Genomic DNA, 17,313 nt, shown 5'->3' on the forward strand with positions numbered 1-17,313 from the left:
GCTTATTGAGTCAGAAGGTCGGCGAGGGCATTACCCTGTTCGTGAAGTGTTTCGAGCTGGCCTGCCAATGACACGGGATCCAGCCCCAGCTGATCGGCGAGCGGCTTGGGGAAGCGGGCAATGATGGTCTGGGCTGGCACACCCGCATTCCAGGCGAAGGAGATGAAGACGGCGAGCCGGATCAGCACCGCCTCCTTGCTGACCGGATCGTGGGAGAGGGGCTCCAGCTGCTGTGAGATGGCGTTGACGAAGGACTCCGACAGGTTCCAGCGCCGCGCCAGCTCGGCACCGAGCTGGGCATAGTCGTAGCCCAGCATCTCCCGCTGAGCCTCGACCCGACTGCTGCCTTTCTGGATCGCCATGTTGATGATCTCGGCCTCTTCCGGCAAGGTACTCTGGATGAGCAGCTCACCTATGTTGTGGATCAGCGCACAGGTGAAGGCGGTCTCGGGATCGAGCACCTTGGCCTCTTGGGCCAGGGTCCGGGCTATGGTGGCGACCTGGAAGGTCTCGGTCCAGAACTTGTTCTTGTCGAAGCTGGGGGGCGCCTTGAAGCTGCTGATGATGCCGGAGGCGACCACCACGGAGCGCAGCCGGTTGAAACCGAGGCGGATCACCGCCTGTTCGATGGAGGTGACCTCATTGCCGCGGCGCAGGGCGGCCGAGTTGGCCATTCGCAGCACCTTGACGCTGATCACCTGGTCCATGGCGATCTTGGCCGCGATCTGGTCGATGCGGGCGTTTTCATCGTTGAAGCTCTGCATCAACTCATGCAGCAGCTGCGGGATAGTGGGGAGTTGTTTGATCTTGCCAAACAGACGATCCATCGACATGGCTGAGACAGCCTCCATTGCGAACACTGCCTCACATTGTGCCACAGGCGGGGCACATGTTCCTGTTTGTGGTACCGGTTTGTGAGCGTCAGCGCACCCAGTCTTGCAGCTGGTATTCCAAACGGTGCCGTTTCCCTTCCAGGACCAGGGTCTGGGTAGTGCCGCTCAGGGTGACCCCTTCGGTCAGGGTGGTGATGACGGCCTGTTCTATGGCGTCGAGCTGTGCCTGACAGGCCATCTCTGTGCTGCCCAGGCTGGTGACCCAGAATCTGTCGCCCTCGAGGTGCCCCTGGCCAAAGTAGCGATTGCAACCGGCGATACCGTTGACGGTGAAGTGCTCACCTATCTCGAAATCGGGCGGGTTGTCTCGTGAGGCAGTGATGGCCTGGCCATCCAGCTTGTCGAGCACCCAGTGATGATGCTGTAACTCTTGCTGGACGAACGAGGGAGTACTGCTGCAGGCGCTGAGCAGGATCAGGGCGAGCAACAGTAGCAAGAATCTGGGCATGGAAGGGCTCCAATAGTGGGGGCGACAAGCATACCTCCTGCACCGCCCTCGGGGCAGGGCGAGGGGGGCGGCCCCCGACCACTTCTGTCGCCCTGCTGGTCAGCCCTGTGTCGTTAAATAGCAACACTTGTTGGTCGGCGGGATTTGTTCGATGCCAACAAGGCGACCGTAACCCTGAGCGCTTTGCATCAGCGGTTGAACAGACGCTCGGCGTAACGGGCAAGCCCTGCCGCCACCGAACCGAAGTCATCGCCACCTTCAAGCGGAATCGTGGGCAACTTCTGACGAATGTAGGCGGCGATGAGCGGCGAGCGGGCACTGCCGCCGGTGACGAAGATACGGTCGGGCTGCACACCCGCGGCGGCAATGGCTTGCTCCATCAGCTCGCCAATCTTCTCCAGCAGCAGGGCCGAGGCGTTGGCCAGCTGCTCGCGATTGAGTTCAGCCTCCAGTCCCTTCTCCAGCTCGCTCAGAGACTGATGACTCGATGCCTGCTCCGAGAGGGCGATCTTGCCCTGCTCGGCGCGCCACACCAGCTGGTGGCTCAGCTTGTGGGCCCGCAGATTGGCAAGGCGACCCAGCTTGCTGCCTGGCTGGCTGTCGAGCTGCAGATCCTGCAGCTGACGGGCGGTATCCAGGCTGTAGAAGCGGCCCTGGGCACTGACGTCGTTGATGGCGGCCGCATCCCAGAACAGCGGGTGGGGCAGTGGCTTGCCGGTCTTGAGGGTCTCGTGCATGCCGAGCAGCGGCATCATGCCTTCCACCGTCAGCCGGATGTCGAAGTCGTTGCCGCCGATGCGCTGGCCGCTGTGGCCGAGCAGATCGCCGCTGCGATCCAGCTGGTCGCGATGGCTCGGGCCCATGCGCAGCATGGAGCAGTCTGTGGTGCCGCCGCCGATATCCACCACCAGCACGATGGCGTCTTCGTCCAGCCGTGCCTCGAACTCGAAACCGGCCGCCACGGGTTCATAGAGGAACTCCACCTGTTCGAACCCGGCCAGACGGGCCGCCTCGGTGAGGATAGCGATGGCCTGGCTGTTGCTTTCCTCCCCGGCCAGCCCCTGGAAGTTGACTGGACGACCGATCACGGCGCGGCGCACCTGAGTGCCGAGCTGCTGCTCCGCCTCGCGGCGCACGTGCAGCATCATGGCGCAGACGATGTCCTCGAACAGCGCGATCTGGGGGGCCTTGAGGCCGTAGGCGCCGAGGAAGGATTTCGGCGACTTGATGTAGTAGCCATCGTCCGGTTCCTCCAGATAGCGCTCCAGCGCCGCGGCACCGAAGCTCAGCTCGTCGATCAGCCCCTCTTCCCGCATCTGGCGGCGCACCGCCTGGGCCCGGGCGACCACGGGGCCGCGCAGCTTGAGGTATTCTGCCTGCTGGGCCGGGGCCAGCCCTTCGGCCAGGAGACCTGCGATGGCATCTCTGTGGGGCGCATGCAGGGTGGAGGGGAGATAGTGGGAACCGCACAGGGTCAGCAGCCTGGGGCTGCCTTGTTCCATCACGGCGACGGCACAGTTGGAGGTACCGTAATCAAATCCGATAAACATGGGCAGCCAGACTCCTGAATAAAAAAGGGCTGGTAGCCTACCCGATGGCGTCAGGTCTCACAACCCGGCGCCATGGTTATTGCGGCTGCAGGGGAGAATTGTATGACGAAGAGCATGTTGGTGTGGAAAACAGAGGGAGTAGCTCCCTCTGTTGCTCATGACTGCGGGGGCGAGAGGATTACTCCACCTCGTTGTCGCTGCGGCCCTGGCGCTCGATGGCCTTGAGGTTGCCGAGGGTGGTATCGGCGATGGCGTGCAGCGCCTCGCGGGTCAGGAAGGCCTGATGACCGGTGAACAGCACGTTGTGGCAGGCCGACAGGCGGCGGAACACATCATCGGTGATCACCTCGTTGGACTTGTCGGAGAAGAAGAGATCCTCTTCCTCTTCGTAGACGTCCAGCCCCAGCGCGCCGATGCGGGCGGTCTTGAGTGCCTCGATGGCGGCATTGGAGTCGAGCAGGCCACCCCGGCTGGTGTTGATGATCATCACACCGTCCTTCATCTTGGCGAACGCCTCCTTGTTCAGCAGGTGATAGTTCTCCTTGAACAGCGGGCAGTGCAGGCTGATGACGTCGGACTGGCGGAACAGGGTGTCGAGATCCACGTATTCGGCCCCCAGCTCGATGGCCGCCTGACTCGGGTAGGGGTCACTCACCAGCAGCCGCATGCCGAAGCCCTTGAGGATACGCAGGGTGGCGATGCCGATCTTGCCGGTGCCGATAATGCCGGCGGTGCGGCCGTGCATGTTGAAGCCGACCAGGCCTTCCAGCGAGAAGTTGGCATCGCGGGTGCGCTGATAGGCCTTATGGATGCGGCGGTTGAGGGTCATCATCAGCCCCACCGCGTGTTCGGCGACGGCTTCGGGGGAGTAGGCAGGCACGCGTACCACTTTCAGCCCCAGCTCCTTGGCGGCGACCAGATCCACGTTGTTGTAACCTGCGCAGCGCAGCGCGATCACCTTGGTGCCGTTGGCGGCCAGCTCGGTCAGCACCTCCCGATCGGCATCGTCATTGACGAACAGGCACACCACGGGGAAGCCGTGGGCCAGCCGGGCTGTCTTGGCCTCCAGCCGCACGTCGAAGAACTCCAGCTCGTAACCGTACTGGCTGTTGGCCTGATTGAAGTGGTCCTTGTCGTAGCTCTTGGTACTGAAAACGGCGACGTTCATGGTGGGCTCTCCGCAAATAATGATGTAGTTAAATTACAACAAATAAAGCGCGTCATCACGGGTTAAATGGTGGTTTTTCAGCCCCATGGCATGATGGGAACCGCGCTCACTGCACTTTTATACGAACCATTCACCAGTTTGGTGCTGTAGGTCAGATAGACCAGCGCATTGCGCTTTTCGTCGTAAAAGCGCACCACTTTCTGCTCTTTGAACACCAGCGAGGTGCTGACGTCGAACACCTCTTCCCCCGCCTTCAGCTTGGCAGGCAGTGTGATGGGGCCAATCTGGTGGCACGACAAAGAGGCGTGGGAGGGGTCTTCCGCCAGCCCCAGCCCGCCCTTGACGCCCCCGGTCTTGGGGCGAGCCAGATAGCAGGCGACGCCCGTGATGCGGGGGTCATCGAACGCTTCCACCAGGATCTTGTGGTTGGGGCCCACCAGCTTGAAGGCGGTGCTTACCTCACCTATGGGATCGGCTTTGTCGGCCAGGGCCGGGCCGGCGAGTAGTGCCCCCAGCAGCAGGGGCAGGGCAGGACCGAATCTGTTACTGGGCGTGTGACGGTATGACATGGTCTCTCCTGTTGGCCTCCCTCAGTAGGGAATGCCCAGACGACGATAGAGGCTGGCCAGCACTGCCATCGCCTCTGCGTCTCTTTACGCGAGCTAGGTCATGGCGCTGGGTCATCCCCACGCTGAGCCCCGGATCCCCTTATTGGGGTGGATATTCCCAATATTGGGCCGGAATGCTCCTGAGCAAGGGGGTCATGTCCGGATTGGGCAGTGAAATGGTGACCCGCTGGTTCAGATTGGCGCTGGCGAGGGCCTCACGGATCTTGGGGTTCTCACGGAAGAACGTCATGAAGCTGCCATCGGCATAAGCACGTTCCAGCCCGGTCTGGATCGCCTTGGCCAGCTTGGGATACTCGGGGCTGACGAAGAAGAACTCGGCAAAGGGGTAGCGGATCAGCAGGTGCTGATCTATCACCAGATTCGGATATTGCGCCGCCAGCTCGCTGCGTTCGGCGAAGATTTCTACCAGATTGCGCGGGAAGAAGTCGAGTTTGTCGCCGTCGTTGGTCAGGCGAAACAGGTTGCTGTAGCGTCCCGAGTAGGTCGGAATACCGGCATTCTCCAGGATCTTGTTGTCGGCCCAGCCGATCCCCTGGGCCGCCTTCAGTTGCTTGAGATCGGTCAGCGAGTTGACCTGATTGAACTTCTCCTGGGCATCGGCGTGGATGAAGGAGAGGCGTAGCCCTTCCAGACCGCGAAACAGCGGTATGGGGACGGCGATGAGGGAGGATTCGAGTGCGCTGGAGGTGCCCATCCAGAACACATTGATGGTTTGGCCCTTGCTCAGCTGCTGTTGCAGGCTGTGCTGGTTGAGGTTGAGTTCGACCTGCTGGATGCGAAATGGCTGCCCGGCATGGGTCAGCGCCAGTTCCAGCAGCTTGAGCTGGTATTCCTTGTCGAGATCGTTGATCGGTCGGCTGGGGACCTTGACCGCGAGGGTCTGTGCTTGTGCCAGCAACGGCAGACACAAGCACAGTTTGAGGAACCATTTCACTCTCTGCTCTCCTGTAGATTCCGGACTTGCCCGGAGTCTAACAGAACTTGTCACTCTCTTGTGCGACGCCGTGATCAGGGCTCATGTGCAGCTTTTGGTCCGCATTTATCAACATAAACGCCGGTTCCTTTGCTGCGCATGGTTGACGACTTCTCGCGACCGGCTCGTGACGGTTCTTCGAAGAATCAGGCGACGCGACGATACACATGGGTATCGTTGAACTCCTTGGTACTCTGGCATTCGAGACAGAAGCGGGACTCGGGACGAGCCTGAAGTCGCTTGAGTGAGATCTCGTCACCGCAAGATTCGCAGTAACCAAAATCCCCTTCGTTGATACGCCTTAATGCACCCTGCAGCTTGCGCAGGTGCAACTTGTCATGCTCGATGCGGTTCAGCTCCAGACGACGGGCTTCCTCGATACTGGCACGGTCAATTTCATCTGCCATCTCGTTGGTATCGGTGGCGATGGCCTGGCTGGCCTGGGAATTGAGGCGATCCTCGAGTTCGAGGATCTGGCGCTCGATCTGCCCCTTGTAAAAGGCCAGTTGGTCTTTAGTCATGAAATCACACATACGGTTTACTACCAGTCAGTTACTAACCCAATTATCCCTGTTTATGGGGGCTGTCTGCCTGCAGACCAAGCCCTGTGTCCTGCATTTGCACCAAATCCAAGCAGGAGAGTGCAAATCAGGGCGGGCCTTGTACCAAAAAAAAGCAGGTATGCAAAGCAAATAGGGCAAGGATTGTGCGCCCTTGCAAAAAAATGACCCGATTCGGACAGGGGCTGACTGAGAGCATGGGGGATCAGGCCCCCTCGGTGGCACCGGGATTGCCGTCAGCGTTGAGGGCGCCAGGGTGTTTAGTATTTGGTGTCGCCATGGTCATTATATGCACCGTTACTTATCATTTTTTAAACACCACTGCTTGACATTGGCTATAACGGCGGGCTTTTATGGTGGCGTTGATTACAATTCGATAACAAGGGTGTTCCATATATTAGACACCTTTGCCAATGGCAATCGTAAAGTCGGGGTTTAACATGGACAGTATCAAGGGCTGGATGGAGAGCAATCGCATCACGGAAGTGGAGTGCCTGTTTCCGGATTTCACCGGTAATGCCCGAGGCAAGATCATTCCAGCCAACAAATTTTTGCGCGAAGGGGGCATGCGGCTGCCCGAGGTCATCTTCACCCAGACGGTGACCGGCGAGTACCCGGATGACGACAGCATGATAGACCCGCTGGAGCGGGACATGCAGCTCTACCCGGACCCCAACACCATTCGTTTTGTGCCCTGGGCGCTGGAGCCGACCGCTCAGGTGATCCACGACTGTTTCGACATCAATGGCAAGCTGATCGACATAGCGCCGCGCTCCGTGCTGCGTCGGGTACTGTCATTTTATGAGAAACAGGGCTGGAAGCCGGTGGTGGCGCCCGAGCTGGAGTTCTATCTGGTCAAGCGCAACGAAGACCCCGACTACCCGCTGGTGCCGCCCATTGGCCGCAATGGCCGTCCCGAGACGGCCCGCCAGTCGTTCAGTATCGATGCGGTCAACGAATTCGACCCCATCTTCGAGGACATGTACGACTACTGTGAGGCGCAGGAGCTGGAAGTGGACACCCTGATCCACGAATCCGGCGCCGCCCAGATGGAGATCAACTTCCTGCACGGCGATGCCATCGATCTGGCGGATCAGGTGTTCCTGTTCAAGCGCACCATGCGTGAGGCGGCCCACAAGCATGGCATCTACGCCACCTTTATGGCCAAGCCGATGAGCGACGAGCCGGGCTCCGCCATGCACATCCACCAGAGCCTGGAAGATGTGGACGGTCGCAACCTGTTCGGCACGGAAAATGGCGGCAATACCGAGCAGTTCATGCACTTCATCGCGGGCCTGCAAAAGTACACCCCGGCGGTGACCGCCTTGCTGGCGCCGAACGTCAACTCCTACCGTCGCCTCACCTTCGGCGAGAGCGCGCCGCGCAACGTGCAGTGGGGGGTGGAAAACCGCACCTGCGGCCTGCGCGTACCCTTCTCCGAGGCCGGTGCACGCCGGGTCGAAAACCGCTTCGCCGGGGCCGATGCCAATCCGTATCTGGCCCTGGCCGCCACCCTGGCCTGTGGTTACCTCGGCATGATGGAGAAGCTCGAGCCGCTGCAGGAGATGAAGTCGAGTGCCTATGATCTGCCCTACAGCCTGCCCCGCTCGCTGGAGGAGGCCCTGAGTCACCTGGAACAGTGTGAGCCCATCAAGGAGATGCTGGGGGAGCGCTTCATCCGGGCCTTTGTCGCGGTCAAGCGCAAGGAGTACGAGACCTACTTCGGGGTGATCAGCCGCTGGGAGCGGGAGTTCCTGCTGCTGAACGTGTGATCCGGATGCGTGCTTGCCACGCGCCGCCCAGATACGGGGAGGCCAATGACGGCCTCCCCTCTGCTCATATCGCATCAACACCCCACCGGTGAGTGGCAGTGCTGTGAGCGCGCCAGCCGTCCTCAACGACTGACGAAACCGTCTCGCTTAAATCGAAGGAACCGAGGAGCAAGCAATGAAGCAGACCACACGTGAGTGGCAACAGCTGGATGCCAGCCACCACCTGCACCCCTTTACCGACTTTCAGGCGCTCAACAAGAAGGGCAGCCGCATCATCACCAAGGCAGAAGGCATCTATCTGGAAGATTCGGAGGGGCGCCGCATACTGGACGGGATGGCGGGTCTCTGGTGCGTCAACATGGGTTATGGTCGGCAGGAACTGGTGGATGCCGCCACCAAACAGATGCAGCAACTGCCCTACTACAACCTCTTCTTCCAGACCAGCCACCCGCCTGCGGCCGAGCTGGCGACCCTGCTGGCCGAGATCACCCCCTCCCATCTCAATCACGTCTTCTTCACCGGTTCGGGCTCCGAGTGCAACGATACCGTACTGCGCATGGTACGCCACTACTGGGCCAGCAAGGGGCAGCCGGACAAGCAGGTGATCATCAGTCGCCACAATGCCTACCACGGCTCGACGGTGGCGGGCGCCAGCCTGGGCGGCATGAAGGGCATGCATGCCCAGGGTGGCCTGCCCATCCCCGGCATAGTGCACATCGATCAGCCCTACCACTTCGGTGAGGGGCAGGGGATGAGCGCCCATGAGTTTGGTCTGGAGCGCGCCCGCCAGCTGGAACAGAAGATACTGGAACTGGGGGTGGACAAGGTCGCCGCCTTTATCGGCGAGCCCATCCAGGGTGCTGGCGGCGTCATCATCCCGCCCGACAGCTACTGGCCCGAGATCCAGCGTATTTGCGATCACTACGGCATCCTGCTCATCGCCGACGAGGTGATCTGCGGTTTCGGCCGTACCGGTCACTGGTTCGCCAGCGAAGGGTTTGGCATCAAGCCGGACCTCATGTGCCTGGCCAAGGGAATCACCTCCGGCTATCTGCCGATGGGGGCCGTGATGGTGGGTGACAGGGTCGCCAAGGTGCTGGTGGAGGAGGGCGGCGAATTCAACCACGGCTTCACCTATTCCGGGCATCCGGTGGCCTGCGCCGTCGCTATCGCCAACATTACGCTTATGCAAAATGAAAGCATAGTTAAGCGAATTCATGATAATATCGGCCCCTATTTGCAGCGCCGCTGGCGCGAACTGGCAGAGCATCCGCTGGTGGGAGAAACCCGTGGCAAAGGCCTGGTGGCCGCGCTGGAAATAGTGCAGGACAAACAGACCAACAGCCGCTTCCCGGCTGCGCTGCAGGCCGGTATGACCTGCCGGGAGTTCTGCTTTAACAATGGCTTGGTGATGAGGGCTGTCGGCGATACCATGATCATATCGCCCCCCTTGGTGATCACTGAGGAACAGGTGGATGAATTGGTCAATCTGGCCAGGCTCAGTCTGGATCTGACGGCTGCAAAGCTGAAAGGTTAGGTGAGTGCCGGGCAGGTTGGCTTGCGCATACAATTTGCTTAGGAGACAAGGACGATGTCTTTCAAAACGGGAATGATTGCCGCTTCTGTCGCGCTGGTCATGATGAGTACCGGGGCGATGGCTGAGAACAAGGTGTTGCACGTCTACAACTGGAGCGACTATATCGCGCCGGATACCCTGGAAAACTTCCAGAAAGAGACGGGCATCAAGGTGGTATACGACGTGTTCGACAGCAACGAGGTGCTGGAAGCCAAGTTGTTGGCGGGTAGTTCGGGCTACGACATAGTCGTGCCGTCCAACCCCTTCCTGGCCAAACAGATCAAGGCGGGCGTGTTCCAGAAGCTGGACAAGTCCAAGCTCTCCAATTGGCAAAACATGGATGTCGACCTGTTGAAGGCGCTCGATCCGAGCGACCCGGGCAACCAGTACTCCATTCCTTACATGTGGGGCACCATTGGCTTCGCCTACAACGCCGAGAAGGTGAAAGCCGTGCTGGGCAAGGACGCGCCTGTGGACTCCTGGGACCTGGTGTTCAAATCGGAGAACATGGCCAAACTGAAAGAGTGTGGTGTCTCTTTCCTCGACTCACCGACCGAAATGCTGCCGGCTGCCCTGCAATATCTGGGCTTCAAACCGGATAGCCAGAAGCCGGACGAGTTGAAGCAGGCAGAGGCACTGTTCCTCTCCATCCGTCCCTATACCGCTTATTTCCACTCCTCCAAGTACATCTCGGATCTGGCCAACGGCAACCTGTGTGTCGCTGTCGGTTACTCGGGAGACTTGCAGCAGTCCAAGGCGCGGGCGGCGGAGGCCAAGAACGGCGTGACCCTGACCTACACCATTCCGAAAGAGGGGGCTGGCAGCTTCTTTGACATGCTGGCCATTCCGGCCGATGCCAAGAACGTCGAGGCCGCCCACACCTTCATCAACTACCTGATGAAGCCGGAAGTGATCGCCAACATCACCAACGTGGTGCAGTTCCCGAACGGCAACAGGGCGGCGACCCCGCTGGTGGATGAGCCTATCCGTACCGACCCGGGTATCTACCCGAATGCGGAGACGCTCAAGAAGATCTATACCTTCCCGGATCTGCCGGCCAAGACGCAGCGTCTGATGACCCGCAGCTGGACCAAGATAAAATCAGGCAAGTAAGTGATGAGTGCCCCTCCCGGTCTGCAGTTCGGCCGGGAGGGTGGTGGCAACCCGACAGGTTGGACGGCGCGCATGGATGCGCACTGGCATACCAAAAAACATGAGGACTGATATACGTGCACACAACCAAGATAGTGACGATGGCCCTGGCGTTGGGGTTGGCAAACGTGGCCCAGGCAGCCCCAGTGGTTCATTTTTACAACTGGTCCGATTATATCGGCGAGACCACCCTCAGTGACTTTCAGCAGGCAACCGGGATCCGGACCGTCTACGACGTGTTTGATTCCAACGAGACCCTGGAAGGCAAGCTGCTGACCGGACGCACCGGTTACGATCTGGTGGTGCCTTCCAACAATTTCCTGGCCAAGCAGATCAAGGCCGGCGCGTTCCAGAAGCTGGATCCTGCCCTGCTGCCCAATCTGGTCAATCTGGATCCTGTGTTGCTCAAGCAGCTCGACAAAGTGGATCCGGGTCATCAGTACGCCGTGCCCTACCTGTGGGGTACCAATGGCATCGGTTACAACGTTGACAAGGTCAAGGCCGTGCTGGGGGTCGACAAGATTGACTCCTGGGCCATGATTTTCGAGCCGGAAAACATGCAGAAGCTGGCCCGTTGCGGCGTCGCCTTTCTCGACTCGGCCGACGAGATGATCCCGGCGGCGCTCAACTATCTCGGGCTAGATCCCAACAGCCAGGAACCGGCCGATCTCAAGCGTGCCGAGAGCCAGTTGCTCAAGGTGCGACCCTATGTGGCCTACTTCCACTCCTCCAAGTACATAGGCGATCTGGCCAATGGCGACATCTGCGTCGCAGCCGGCTTCTCCGGCGACATATTGCAGGCGGCGGCTCGTGCCGACGAGGCGGGCAAGGGGATCAAGATTGCTTACAGCATCCCGAAAGAGGGGGGCAACCTCTGGTTCGACATGATGGCGATCCCGGCGGATGCCACCAATGTGAAAGAGGCGCACGCCCTGATCAACTACGTACTCCAGCCAGAGGTGATAGCCAAGATCAGCAACCATGTGGGCTATGCGAATCCCAATGCCAAGGCGGGAGAGTACATGGACGAGAGCGTGCGTGATGACGAGTCCGTCTATCCACCCCAGGCGGTGCTGGAACGGCTGTATGTGCAGCAGGCACATCCCCGTGCGGTGCAGCGTCTGATCACCCGGAGTTGGACCAAGATCAAGTCCGGAACCTAACCTGGCGCCCGTTCGGGGGCGCCAGACTGTTTTATGGATCGGCCCAGGCCGGTATCACGTTTGGGAGTTTGGTAATGGCGATAGCCTCCAGTGCCTACAAGAAAGCCCTCGAGGGCAACCAGCAGCGCAAAGAAGTGCTGGTGAAGATTGACAGGGTAAGCAAGCAGTTCGATGAAACGCTGGCGGTCGACAACGTGTCCCTCAACATCCACAAGGGCGAAATCTTCGCCCTGCTGGGGGGGTCCGGTTCCGGCAAGTCGACCCTGCTGCGGATGCTGGCTGGATTCGAGCGCCCCACCGAGGGGCGCTTGTTTCTCGATGGTGTCGACATCACCGACATGCCGCCCTATGAACGTCCCATCAACATGATGTTCCAGTCCTACGCTCTGTTCCCCCACATGACGGTGGCGCAGAACATCGCCTTCGGTCTCAAGCAGGATGGCCTGCCCAAGGCGGAGGTGAATGCGCGGGTGGAGGAGATGCTCAAGCTGGTGCAGATGACCCAGTATGCGCGCCGCAAGCCGCACCAACTCTCCGGTGGTCAGCGCCAGCGGGTCGCCCTGGCCCGTTCCCTGGCCAAGCGCCCCAAGCTGTTGCTGCTGGACGAACCCATGGGAGCATTGGACAAGAAGCTGCGTTCGCAGATGCAGTTGGAGCTGGTCGAGATCATCGAGCGCGTCGGTGTAACCTGCGTCATGGTGACACACGATCAGGAAGAGGCCATGACCATGGCCGAACGGATCGCCATTATGCATCTGGGCTGCATCGAGCAGATCGGCAGCCCCATGGATATCTACGAGACTCCGGCCAGCCGGCTGGTGTGCGAATTTATCGGCAACGTCAACCTGTTCGACGGTCTGTTGGTGGAGGATGAGCAGGACCATGCCACCATCGCCTGCGCCGACTTGGAACAACCCATCTACGTGGGCCACGGCATCAGTTCCCGCGCCGAGAACAAGAAGGTGACCTACGCCCTGCGGCCGGAAAAACTGCTGATGAGCACCCAGAAACCGACCGAGATTGAGCACCCGGACTTCAACTGGACCAAGGGTGAGGTCTATGACATCGCCTATCTGGGCGGCCACTCGGTTTACCACATCCAGCTGCCCTCGGGCAAAATCGTTCAGGCTTTCATCGCCAACGCCGAACGCCACGGCAAGCGGCCAACCTGGGATGATCAGGTGTTCCTCTATTGGGAAGATGACAGCGGCGTGGTGTTGCAATCATGAAGGCATTGAGACGACTGAAGCGACTGGGTGGGCGCCAGCTGGTGATCGGCATTCCGTTCTTCTGGCTGTTCCTCTTCTTCTTGCTGCCCTTCATCATAGTGGTGAAGATCAGCTTCGCCGAAGCGGACGTGGCGATCCCGCCCTACACGGACGTGGTGAGCTGGGCCGACAATCAGCTCACCATCTTGCTCAACATGGGCAACTACCTGCTGCTGTGGGAGGATGAACTCTACATAGCGGCCTATCTCGGTTCTCTCAAGATTGCCTTCGTCAGCACCCTGCTCTGTCTGCTGATCGCCTATCCCATGGCCTACTCCATCGCGCGGGCCAACAAGGAGACCCAGACCGTTCTGCTGCTGCTCATCATGATGCCGACCTGGACCGCGATCCTGATCCGGGTCTATGCGTGGATGGGGATCCTCAGCAACAACGGTTTGCTCAACAGCGTCTTGCTGGGGATCGGGGTGATCGATGAACCGCTGCAGATCCTCAATACCAACCTGGCGGTCTATATCGGCATCGTTTACTCCTACCTGCCGTTCATGGTGCTGCCGCTCTACGCCAACCTGGTCAAGCACGATCAGAGCCTGCTGGAGGCGGCCTCTGACCTCGGTGCCCGCAACCTGACCCGCTTCTGGCAGATCACGGTGCCGCTGTCCAAGAACGGCATCATAGCCGGCTGCATGCTGGTGTTCATTCCCGTGGTGGGCGAATTCGTGATCCCGGAACTGCTCGGCGGCCCCGAGACCCTGATGATCGGCAAGGTACTGTGGCAGGAGTTCTTCAACAACCGCGACTGGCCTGTGGCGTCTGCCCTGGCGGTGGTGATGCTGGCAGTGCTTATCGTGCCCATCATCCTGTTTAACCGCAACCAGGCGAAAGAATTAGAGGGCAAGGTATGAAGCGTTTCGGTTTTGCCAAGCTGATGTTGTGGCTGGGGCTGCTGTTTATCTACCTGCCCATGGTCATCATGGTGATCTACTCCTTCAACGCCTCCAAGCTGGTGACTGTGTGGGGGGGCTGGTCGCTCAAGTGGTACTTCGGCCTGCTCGACAACAAGCAGCTGATAGGCTCTGTGCTGCGCTCGCTGGAGATTGCGCTCTATACGGCGGTTGCCGCCGTGGCGCTGGGGACGGTGGCGGCCTTCGTGTTGACCCGGATCCCGCACTTCCGCGGCCGGACCCTGTTCGGCGGGCTGGTGACGGCACCCCTGGTGATGCCCGAGGTGATCACGGGTCTGTCGTTGTTGCTGCTGTTTGTGGCCATGGCCCAGCTGGTGGGTTGGCCTGCCGAGCGTGGCATGGTGACCATCTGGATCGCTCACACTACCTTCTGTACCGCCTATGTGGCGATCGTGGTGTCGGCGCGCCTGCGGGAGCTGGATCTCTCTATCGAGGAGGCAGCCATGGATCTGGGTGCAAAACCCTGGAAGGTGTTCTTCCTGATCACCATCCCCATGATAGCCCCCTCGCTGGCGGCGGGTGGCATGATGTCGTTTGCTCTGTCGCTGGATGATCTGGTGCTGGCGAGCTTTGTCTCGGGTCCGGGGGCGACCACCTTGCCGATGGAAGTCTTCTCGGCGGTGCGACTCGGCGTGAAACCCGAGATCAACGCGGTAGCCAGTCTGATCCTGTTATCGGTGTCGCTGTTCACCTTTGGTAGCTGGTACCTGATGGCCAAGGCTGAGAAACGCCGTCGCGCCGAGATAGCCATGACCACCCAGATGCAGGCCGTCGTCTGACGCCATGATAAGATCCGCCTACTCTCGTCGACCTAGAGGATGAGTATGCGGATCTCCCTTTTTAGCGGTCGTGGCACCGAGCTGGTGCCCGGCCTCACCACCGCCATTCACAAGCAACCGATCTCTGCGTCCGTTCGCTGTACCTTTGCCGGTCTGGAAGGCGATGAGCAGTGTGACCTGCGCCACCACGGTGGCCCGGATCGGGCGCTCCACTACTATCCTGCCGATCACTATCCCTGGTGGCAGACCTGGCAAACCGCCATGGGCCTTGCTGCGCCCCGCACACCCTGGCAACCCGCCGCTTTTGGCGAGAATCTGTCCGGCCTTGGGTTGACCGAGCCGCAGGCCTGTATTGGTGATATCTATCGGCTCGGTGAGGCGCTGATCCAGATAAGCCAGCCGAGATCCCCCTGTTTCAAGCTCAACCAGCGTTTCGGTTATGGTCAAATATCACAGGTGATGCAGCTCAATGGCCGCTGTGGCTGGCTGTTGAGGGTGCTGGAGGAGGGGGCGGTCGCACCGCAGGAAACTATGGTGCTGGTCGACAGGCCCTATCCCGCCCTGACGGTGAAGCGGACCGCCGATATCCTGTTCAATCAGGTACGGGACGAAGCGGATCTGCTGTTGCTGCTGGAGAACCCGGCGCTCTCTCCCAATTGGCGCCAGCATGCGGCCAACTGGCTGGAACATGGGGAGGTGGCCGACTGGCAGCGCCGCTTGCTGGGACCCGCCGAATGTCAGCTTTCCTAGGGTGGGTTGGAGAAATGTCACGCCCTTACGCCCTTTCTGTGAACCCGGTGCCAAAGCGCTGAATAGTTGAACGAACGGCCATTTTTTTCCCTTAAAACACAAAAAAGGCTTGTGTCATGTCGGGGCATTAGGTAAATTCTCGCCCCGCAGACATCGGTGTGTAGCGCAGCTTGGTAGCGCACTTCGTTCGGGACGAAGGGGTCGGAGGTTCGAATCCTCTCACACCGACCATATTAGAAAAGGCCGCTCAATGAGCGGCCTTTTCGCATTCGGATTTTACCGATCCCGGTACGGAATGTCTGGCTGGTTGTGGCATGCCGAGGCCGTTGCAGCTTTCTTGCCCATCTATCCGGGTGCCGTCGTAGTGTGCAGGCATTAAAAGGGCCACCGCTCGGTGGCCCAGGGTGGAGTCTGATCCTGACTCCGGCACTCTAGATTGTGGCAATCTCACTATGGGTCTTGTCTATGGTGCCCTCCTTGCGCGCAAGGCGCTTACTCAGATATGCCAGTGCTGATGCCGCAATGCCTTGAAGCTGTGTTGAGGTTGCAAGGCCGCGTGCTTGGGGTACTCACTAATGAAATGTTCGATTCCCTCCATCAGTTGTGAACGTAATGAAGACACGGGTTCATGCCAGGCTTGCAGGCATAAATGGCCGGGGATCAACTGCTCCTGATAATCTTCCAGCAGCTGCTCTGGCCAGGGTTCAATACCGGAATTGCGTTGCAGTAGATAATGGGTGGCGGGTTCACGGGCATAGATGAACTGAATCTGGGCCAGATCGCGTTGGCTTAGCGTTTGACTGTTGATATGACAGGTCAAATATTTTCCCGTCTTCAGATCCATGAAGTGGCCGCGTTGCCGACAGGCTACGATGCGATACCAGGGCAGGGGCGAACAGAGAGAGTATCCCTCAAGCTCCTGTTCCAGCCAGTGGCGACACTCGGGTGTCTGCACCTCGTCGAGCATGGACTCGATCTGTGTCAACAAGGCTCTGGATGGTTTGGTGGCCCGTTTCGCACTCATCGCCTGCAATCCTCCCTCTGCACACAATCCCGAATGTCAGTATGGACCCGTGGGTGGCAGAGGGGGTAACGATTCTAATGATTAAAATCAGATTAGCAGTGTTGTTTTTATGCAATCGGTGAGTCAGCCCACCAGATAGGTGCCGGTCCCGAAGGCGATGTGGGTGCCCTCTTCATTGTGCAGTTCCATCCGGGCGACGGCGACTTTACTGCCGGCACGGATGATGTGGGCGGTGGCGATGAACTCGTTGCCGCGGCCCGGGCGCAGGTAGTCCACGCGCAGGTCTATGGTGCCGAGGCGGGAGAAGCGTTCTTTGAGGTAGTTGGGGGAGAAGTCTGCCAGCTCGTCGGTGCAGGAGGCGGCGACTATCATGCCGCCAGCCACATCCAGCAGGCTGGCGGTGACGCCGCCGTGCAAGATGTTGTGGAAGGGGTTGCCGATTAGCTTGTCATCCATCTTGATGCGCAGCTCCACCTTCTCGAAGTCGTAGTGGGTCACCTGTATGCCAATCAGCTTGTTGAACGGCATCCGCTCGGCGAACAGGTTGGCAATACCACTGAGCGCCATCTTCTTCAGCATGTGTTTCATTCTCTGATACCGCTCCCTGTCATCAACGCCGAGTAAAAACGCCAGCCAGTCTGCAACACTTCATTAACAGTCGCAATGGCAGGTTTATTGTGAGCGG

17 protein-coding genes and 1 tRNA gene are annotated in these 17,313 nt (G+C 59.6%); 9 read left to right on the top strand and 9 right to left on the bottom strand.

The features are described 5' to 3' along the window. Nucleotides 1-2: 2 nt before the first annotated feature. From WJM78_RS01705 to WJM78_RS01735, 7 genes are all read right to left on the bottom strand, one after another. Nucleotides 3-851, bottom strand: coding sequence for an HDOD domain-containing protein (locus WJM78_RS01705; protein ID WP_042035904.1), 849 nt, complete (start codon nucleotides 849-851; stop codon nucleotides 3-5). 70 nt (nucleotides 852-921) lie between these two features. After that, entirely contained in the window at nucleotides 922-1,341 is a 420-nt protein-coding gene (locus WJM78_RS01710; RefSeq protein ID WP_042035905.1) for an META domain-containing protein, read from the bottom strand. Nucleotides 1,342-1,529: 188 nt separating this feature from the next. Beyond that, the gene (yegD, locus tag WJM78_RS01715) at nucleotides 1,530-2,891 is read right to left on the bottom strand and encodes a molecular chaperone (RefSeq protein ID WP_339013019.1); all 1,362 of its coding nucleotides are present in this window, start codon (nucleotides 2,889-2,891) and stop codon (nucleotides 1,530-1,532) included. Nucleotides 2,892-3,069: 178 nt separating this feature from the next. Beyond that, nucleotides 3,070-4,059 (bottom strand): 2-hydroxyacid dehydrogenase, encoded by a 990-nt coding sequence (locus WJM78_RS01720; protein WP_339013022.1) that lies wholly within the window; start codon nucleotides 4,057-4,059, stop codon nucleotides 3,070-3,072. Between the two features lie 77 nt (nucleotides 4,060-4,136). Further along, on the bottom strand, nucleotides 4,137-4,628 hold the full coding sequence (locus WJM78_RS01725; RefSeq protein WP_108537728.1) for a CreA family protein: 492 nt from the start codon (nucleotides 4,626-4,628) through the stop codon (nucleotides 4,137-4,139). A gap of 139 nt (nucleotides 4,629-4,767) precedes the next feature. Further along, on the bottom strand, nucleotides 4,768-5,622 hold the full coding sequence (locus tag WJM78_RS01730) for a hypothetical protein (RefSeq protein ID WP_339013026.1): 855 nt from the start codon (nucleotides 5,620-5,622) through the stop codon (nucleotides 4,768-4,770). Between the two features lie 185 nt (nucleotides 5,623-5,807). Further along, nucleotides 5,808-6,194 carry a TraR/DksA family transcriptional regulator gene (locus WJM78_RS01735; RefSeq protein WP_042035910.1) on the bottom strand — a complete coding sequence of 129 codons (387 nt, stop codon included), beginning with the start codon at nucleotides 6,192-6,194 and terminating at the stop codon, nucleotides 5,808-5,810. Between the two features lie 467 nt (nucleotides 6,195-6,661). Here WJM78_RS01735 and WJM78_RS01740 point away from each other — a divergent pair, with 467 nt between their 5' ends. From WJM78_RS01740 to WJM78_RS01780, 9 genes are all read left to right on the top strand, one after another. Next, entirely contained in the window at nucleotides 6,662-7,993 is a 1,332-nt protein-coding gene (locus WJM78_RS01740) for a glutamine synthetase family protein (RefSeq protein WP_042035911.1), read from the top strand. A gap of 175 nt (nucleotides 7,994-8,168) precedes the next feature. Continuing rightward, on the top strand, nucleotides 8,169-9,530 hold the full coding sequence (locus WJM78_RS01745) for an aspartate aminotransferase family protein (protein ID WP_042035912.1): 1,362 nt from the start codon (nucleotides 8,169-8,171) through the stop codon (nucleotides 9,528-9,530). Nucleotides 9,531-9,584: 54 nt separating this feature from the next. Beyond that, complete coding sequence (locus WJM78_RS01750) at nucleotides 9,585-10,682, top strand: polyamine ABC transporter substrate-binding protein (protein WP_339013033.1); 1,098 nt, start codon at nucleotides 9,585-9,587, stop codon at nucleotides 10,680-10,682. 140 nt (nucleotides 10,683-10,822) lie between these two features. After that, on the top strand, nucleotides 10,823-11,884 hold the full coding sequence (locus WJM78_RS01755) for a polyamine ABC transporter substrate-binding protein (protein ID WP_219927925.1): 1,062 nt from the start codon (nucleotides 10,823-10,825) through the stop codon (nucleotides 11,882-11,884). Between the two features lie 74 nt (nucleotides 11,885-11,958). Beyond that, on the top strand, nucleotides 11,959-13,113 hold the full coding sequence (gene potA, locus WJM78_RS01760) for a polyamine ABC transporter ATP-binding protein (protein WP_042035915.1): 1,155 nt from the start codon (nucleotides 11,959-11,961) through the stop codon (nucleotides 13,111-13,113). Beyond that, nucleotides 13,110-14,015 carry an ABC transporter permease subunit gene (locus WJM78_RS01765; RefSeq protein WP_339013039.1) on the top strand — a complete coding sequence of 302 codons (906 nt, stop codon included), beginning with the start codon at nucleotides 13,110-13,112 and terminating at the stop codon, nucleotides 14,013-14,015. The genes potA and WJM78_RS01765 overlap by 4 nt, the downstream gene beginning before the upstream one ends. Beyond that, nucleotides 14,012-14,854 carry an ABC transporter permease subunit gene (locus tag WJM78_RS01770; protein ID WP_042035917.1) on the top strand — a complete coding sequence of 281 codons (843 nt, stop codon included), beginning with the start codon at nucleotides 14,012-14,014 and terminating at the stop codon, nucleotides 14,852-14,854. The genes WJM78_RS01765 and WJM78_RS01770 overlap by 4 nt, the downstream gene beginning before the upstream one ends. 45 nt (nucleotides 14,855-14,899) lie before the next feature. Next, nucleotides 14,900-15,604: an MOSC domain-containing protein gene (locus WJM78_RS01775; protein WP_339013042.1), complete on the top strand. Its 705-nt coding sequence runs from the start codon at nucleotides 14,900-14,902 to the stop codon at nucleotides 15,602-15,604. Between the two features lie 154 nt (nucleotides 15,605-15,758). Next, a tRNA-Pro gene (locus tag WJM78_RS01780) sits at nucleotides 15,759-15,835 on the top strand. A gap of 265 nt (nucleotides 15,836-16,100) precedes the next feature. Here WJM78_RS01780 and WJM78_RS01785 read toward each other — a convergent pair. Beyond that, the gene (locus WJM78_RS01785; RefSeq protein ID WP_108536125.1) at nucleotides 16,101-16,628 is read right to left on the bottom strand and encodes a hypothetical protein; all 528 of its coding nucleotides are present in this window, start codon (nucleotides 16,626-16,628) and stop codon (nucleotides 16,101-16,103) included. 123 nt (nucleotides 16,629-16,751) lie between these two features. Then, nucleotides 16,752-17,216: a thioesterase family protein gene (locus tag WJM78_RS01790; protein ID WP_339013046.1), complete on the bottom strand. Its 465-nt coding sequence runs from the start codon at nucleotides 17,214-17,216 to the stop codon at nucleotides 16,752-16,754. Nucleotides 17,217-17,313 lie beyond the last annotated feature (97 nt).

Source organism: Aeromonas popoffii, assembly GCF_037818705.1.
Taxonomy (GTDB): Bacteria; Pseudomonadota; Gammaproteobacteria; order Enterobacterales; family Aeromonadaceae; genus Aeromonas; species Aeromonas popoffii.